Source organism: Natrinema soli, from assembly GCF_028618695.1.
Map to the genome: position 1 here is coordinate 1 of NZ_JAQIVI010000164.1, position 4803 is coordinate 4803.

A 4803-nucleotide genomic window follows, 5' to 3' on the forward strand; every position below is an offset into this window, starting at 1 on the left:
CGCGTCGACGCTCCGGGACAGCGCGCCGGGCGGTGGGATGGGTGTCCATACTGCCGACGGCGACCCGAAGCGGGCCGCCGAGGCGATCGCACAGTCCTACGAACCCGTCCAGGCCGTCCTCGATAGCCCACCGGAACCCGGCACGATCGGCATCACCCTCTGTAACGACACGCACGAGGCACTCGAGCCGATCGTCGGCTGGCGGGCCGGCGACCGCACGGACACCGAACGGGTCAGCGTCGGGCCGCTCGAGACGACGTCCGCCGGATCGGCGCGGATTCCGCCAGCGGCAGACCGGGTCGACCTCGAAGTCGCCGTCGGTAATCAGACGGTTCGAAACGCGTATCGGATATAAATACGGGGCTCACTCAATGGGACGGTCCAACACGGCGGGACGAGGGCCCTGCTAACGGTTTCCAGGGGTGTTGCGACCGGTACATTTAAATTACATGGGGCAGTAGTACCGGTTACCAGAACGCCACCGGGGCGCGTATCGCTCGACGATCGATGACAGGAAATCTTATTCACCGAGGTTTCGCAGATCGTGAGCAGTCGCTTCGAACAGGGAGACGGCTACTGCTGAGTCACTCGCCGAGTCGTCGGCGAACGGCTCATACGGCCGTCAAACCGGTTCTCCGGTGCGGGTATGGCACAGAGGTTTGAGTAACATGGTAGACGAATCGAAAAACATCGAACTGACAGAGGACGACCTAGCAAACAAATCGAAAGGGCAGCTCATCAAGATGGCCGGTCAACTGCGAGACCGGCGAAACGAGCTGAACCAGATGGCTTCCGAGCGCGCTTCTAAACGCGACGATCTCAACGCGAAGACTCGCGAGAAGGTCGACGAAGCCCAAGAGCACCGCGAGCAGCGCGACGAGCTCAACGAACAGGTCCAGGAACACAAGGAAAAACGCAACGAGCTCAACGCCGAAGCCAACGAGCTGTTCGACAAGGTCGAGCAGCTCAAATCGGATATGGAGCTCAACGAGGGGAAGGATCTCGACGAACTCGAAGAAGAGATCGAGGAACTCGAGTTCAAACAGCAGACCGAGGTCCTCTCGAGCGAGGAGGAAAAGGAGCTCATCGAGAAGATCGAGGGAAAGCGCGAGGAGTACGAGGAGCGCAAGCAGAAGCTCGATCAGAACGAGGACCTCGAGGAGCTCGTCGATGAGGCCGAGGAAGTGCGATCGGACGCCTCCCAGCACCACCAGAAGGTGACGGAGCTGGCGGACAAGGCCCAGGAACACCACAACCAGATGATCGAGGCCTACCGCGAGGCCGACGACATCCGCGACGAGGCCGACGAGATGCACGAGAAGTTCGTCGAGGCGCAGGAGGCCGCCGACCAGCACCACGAGGACTTCGTCCGCGTCCAGAAGCGCCTGCGCGAACTGGACAAGGAGGAAGAAGAGGAGCGCAAGTCCGAGCGCGACAAGAAGAAAGAGGAGGCCAAGGAGGAGGCCGAGGAAATCTATCAGAAGTTCAAGGAAGGCGAGACCCTCGACACCGAGGACCTGATGAAACTCCAGAAGACGGGACTGCTCTAAGTCGATTCCGTCTACCGCGATCTCTCTCCCGATTTTCGGATGTCTCGAGCGGTTTCGTCCCCGTTTTTCCCTCCGAGAGGGCGACGTCCGTAGACGCGCGATAGCTCCGGCCGTGACGACTATCGCCGGACTGGACACTGCCAGTGGCGACAATCGCTGATCCGACACGCACCGATAGCGACTCTCAGAACCGGCCGGCATCGCACGACGGCCGTCGCGGATCCGAAGTGACAGCGTGCGTGACGTTCTCAGAACGTGTGAAGGGGGTGTTGTTCTTTTGCCCGCGCACGTTTTTAGCAGAAGCTAGCAGAGTCATGACACCGAACGAGCACCGGTCGGCCGCGAGTCCGACCGCTCGAGAACGGGCGACCGAGTTCTACGCCGGGTTCAATCACGCCGTGGCGAACGGCGGCGAAACGGACGAGTTAGCGGCGACGCTCGCGGACGGCGTTCGCTGGACCGACGCGACGACCGGCAGCCGTGCCGTTCGAACCTATACGGGGATCGAGGCCATCCTCGAGAACGTGATCAGGGGACCGGGCCGGCGGGCCGATCATCTCCAGGCGCTGCCGGAACGGTTCATCGAGACGGACGAAACGACGGTCGTAATGGGTGCCTACGTCGGGACGATCGACGGGCGGAATTTCGACGTCGCGTTCGCCCACGTGTTCGACCTGGACGACGGACGGATAGGGGCGTGTACCGCCTACAGGGATACCGCCCTCGAGCAACGAGTATTCGATGCATAACACTGCCCGGTGGGGGCTAACTCGGGATGTCCCACTGCGGGACGAAGTATACGATCTATAACAATGGAACGGGACCCACAGTCACTGTTCATGCAACGATACAGGGACGACGCGGACGACGCTGGCGTGGTCGTGCCGGGGATCGACGCGCCGAGTACCGTCGCCTGTCTTCGCTCGCTCCGACCGCGCGGCGTCCGCACGATCGTCGGTGCCGAGTCGCGGTCGACTCCGGCGGCCGCCTCGGCGTACCGCGACGAGTTCGTCGGCCTGCCGGACCCCAACTCGGATCTCGCCGCGTACGGAGACGCTCTCCTCTCGCTGGCCGAGCGGCCGGATGTCGAGACGATTATTCCGGTTCGCGAGGAGGACATCTACGTGCTCGCCGAGCGCAAGGACGCGTTCGCCGACGAGGTCGCGACCCCGTGGCCGGACTTCGAAACCCTTCGGAAGGTACAGGATCGCGTCGAACTGTTCGCGGCCGCCGACGCGGCCGGCGTCGCGGCTCCCGACACAGCCCTCCTCGATCAGTGGGACGACTGGGACCGGGAGACGATCGTGAAACCGCGCTACACCGTCGCTTCGTCCGACTATCTCGGCGCGCGGTTCGACGACGCGGAGATCGGCTCGACGGAGTTCCAGCAACCGGGCACGCGACCGGACCCGCAGAACGCCCTGGAGCGACGCGGACACATCCCGATCGTCCAGGAGCGGATCCCTAACGTCCACGAGTTCGGCTTCTTCGCGCTCTACGATCGCGGCGAGCCGGTCGCGACCTTCCAGCACTGTCAGCGTCGGGCCTGGAAGTACTGCGGCGGTCCCAGCGCCTACCGGGAATCGGTCCACATTCCCGAACTCGAGACCGCCGGCCGCGCCCTGCTCGACGAACTCGAGTGGCACGGGCTCGCGATGGTCGAGTTCCTGCGCGACCCCGCGGACGGCGAGTTCAAGCTGATGGAGATCAACCCGCGGTTCTGGTCGTCGCTGCCCTTTTCGGTCCGGGCGGGCGCGGACTTTCCCTACTACTACTGGCGGCTGGCGACCGGCGAGTCGATCGCGTCGGAGCCGACCTACGAGGTCGGGATGGGCGGGCACCTCTTGCGGGGCGAACTCAGCTACCTCCACAGCGTGGCGACCGAAGAGTACCCGCTCGTCGAGCGCCCGTCGCTCCGGACGGCCGCGCGCGAGGTCGCCACGTCGCTCGTTCGCCACCCTCGATTCGATTACGCGGTTGCCGACGATCCGGTGCCGTTCTTCCAGGACGGCGTGAACCTCGTGCGGGCATGGCTCGACGGTCGGTCCGACGCGGAGCCGCCGGCCGAGACCGAGGCGGCTATCGAGACCGAAATCGCGGACGAAGACGGAACGGAGACGGCCGATACGAGTTCGACCGCGGAGGGGGACTCGACGCGGTCGGCCCAGACCGACGGCGGGTCGCCGTCCGACTCCCGGCGACCGTAGCGCCGATCGGTGTCGGACCGGCCGCTCCGATAACCGCCAACTCTTAACGGGAACCGCCCCCAGGTATCGGTATGACTCGAGGTGCTGTCCGTGGTCAGTAGTGGCGAGATCGATCGACTCGCAACGGTCGCTCTCGGCGGACTCGCGTCCGCCGCCGTCGCGGTCGCCCTGTTTATCGTCTATCCGGAGACGCTGACGGATCTATTCGGCGTGCTGGTCGCTCTCGCGGCCGTTCTCGTCGGGTTACGGTTTGCGAGCAACCTCGCGAGCTCGCTGTTTCCGGCCTACGACGTCGCCGAGGTCGCCGTCGAGGGTCCGATCAGCCGGGACGGCGGTAGCGGCCCGCTCCCCACGAGTCCGGGCGCGACACCGGCAGACGACGTCGTCGAACAGATCGATCGCGCGAACGACGACGACAACGTGCGGGCGCTCCTCCTGAAGCTGAACACGCCCGGCGGCGAAGTGGTGCCGAGCGACGATATCCGCCTCGCGGCCGAGCGGTTCGACGGACCCACGGTCGCCTACGCGACGGACGTCTGTGCCAGCGGCGGCTACTGGATCGCCAGCGGCTGCGACGAGCTCTGGGCACGAGAGGGCTCCATCGTCGGCTCGATCGGCGTCATCGGCTCGCGGGTCAACGCCAGCGACCTCGCCGAGAAGGTCGGCCTCTCCTACGAGCGATTCGCCGCCGGCGACTACAAGGACGCCGGCACCCCGCTGAAGGACCTCGAGGACGAGGAACGCGAGTACCTGCAGGGGATAATCGACGACTACTACGACACCTTCGTCGAGCGGGTCAGCGACGGGCGGGACCTCGAGCCCGAGTTCGTCCGCGACACCGAAGCGCGGATCTACCTCGGCGAGCGAGCGCACGACCTCGACCTGGTCGATCACCTCGGCACGCGGCGGGAACTCGAGACCGAACTGGCCGATCGCCTCGACACGGACGAGGTGACCGTCGAGGAGTTCGAACCCGAGCGACCGCTGATGGCCCGCGTCGGCGCGGGGGCCCAGCGGGTCGCGTACGCATTCGGTGCCGGGATCGC

The 4803-nt window shown here is 65.2% G+C and carries 4 protein-coding genes and 1 pseudogene; all 5 read left to right on the forward strand.

The features are described from left to right. A pseudogene (locus tag PGX04_RS11505) lies at positions 1 to 355 on the forward strand (glycoside hydrolase family 2 protein); the annotation flags it as partial. A 313-nt stretch (positions 356 to 668) separates the two neighbouring features. After that, complete coding sequence (locus PGX04_RS11510; RefSeq protein ID WP_273738636.1) at positions 669 to 1550, forward strand: coiled-coil protein; 882 nt, start codon at positions 669 to 671, stop codon at positions 1548 to 1550. A 314-nt stretch (positions 1551 to 1864) separates the two neighbouring features. Beyond that, entirely contained in the window at positions 1865 to 2299 is a 435-nt protein-coding gene (locus PGX04_RS11515) for a nuclear transport factor 2 family protein (protein ID WP_273738637.1), read from the forward strand. A 90-nt stretch (positions 2300 to 2389) separates the two neighbouring features. Next, positions 2390 to 3757, forward strand: a complete 1368-nt coding sequence (locus PGX04_RS11520) for a carboxylate--amine ligase (protein ID WP_273738638.1) — start codon at positions 2390 to 2392, stop codon at positions 3755 to 3757. Positions 3758 to 3847: 90 nt separating this feature from the next. Next, a partial coding sequence (sppA, locus tag PGX04_RS11525) for a signal peptide peptidase SppA (RefSeq protein WP_273738639.1) occupies positions 3848 to 4803 on the forward strand: 956 nt, incomplete at its 3' end.

Bases quoted from the DNA above. Each gene is read 5' to 3' on its own strand.
- PGX04_RS11510 (WP_273738636.1), top strand. From the start codon at position 669: ATGGTAGACGAATCGAAAAACATCGAACTGACAGAGGACGACCTAGCA.
- PGX04_RS11515 (WP_273738637.1), top strand. From the start codon at position 1,865: ATGACACCGAACGAGCACCGGTCGGCCGCGAGTCCGACCGCTCGAGAA.
- PGX04_RS11520 (WP_273738638.1), top strand. From the start codon at position 2,390: ATGCAACGATACAGGGACGACGCGGACGACGCTGGCGTGGTCGTGCCG.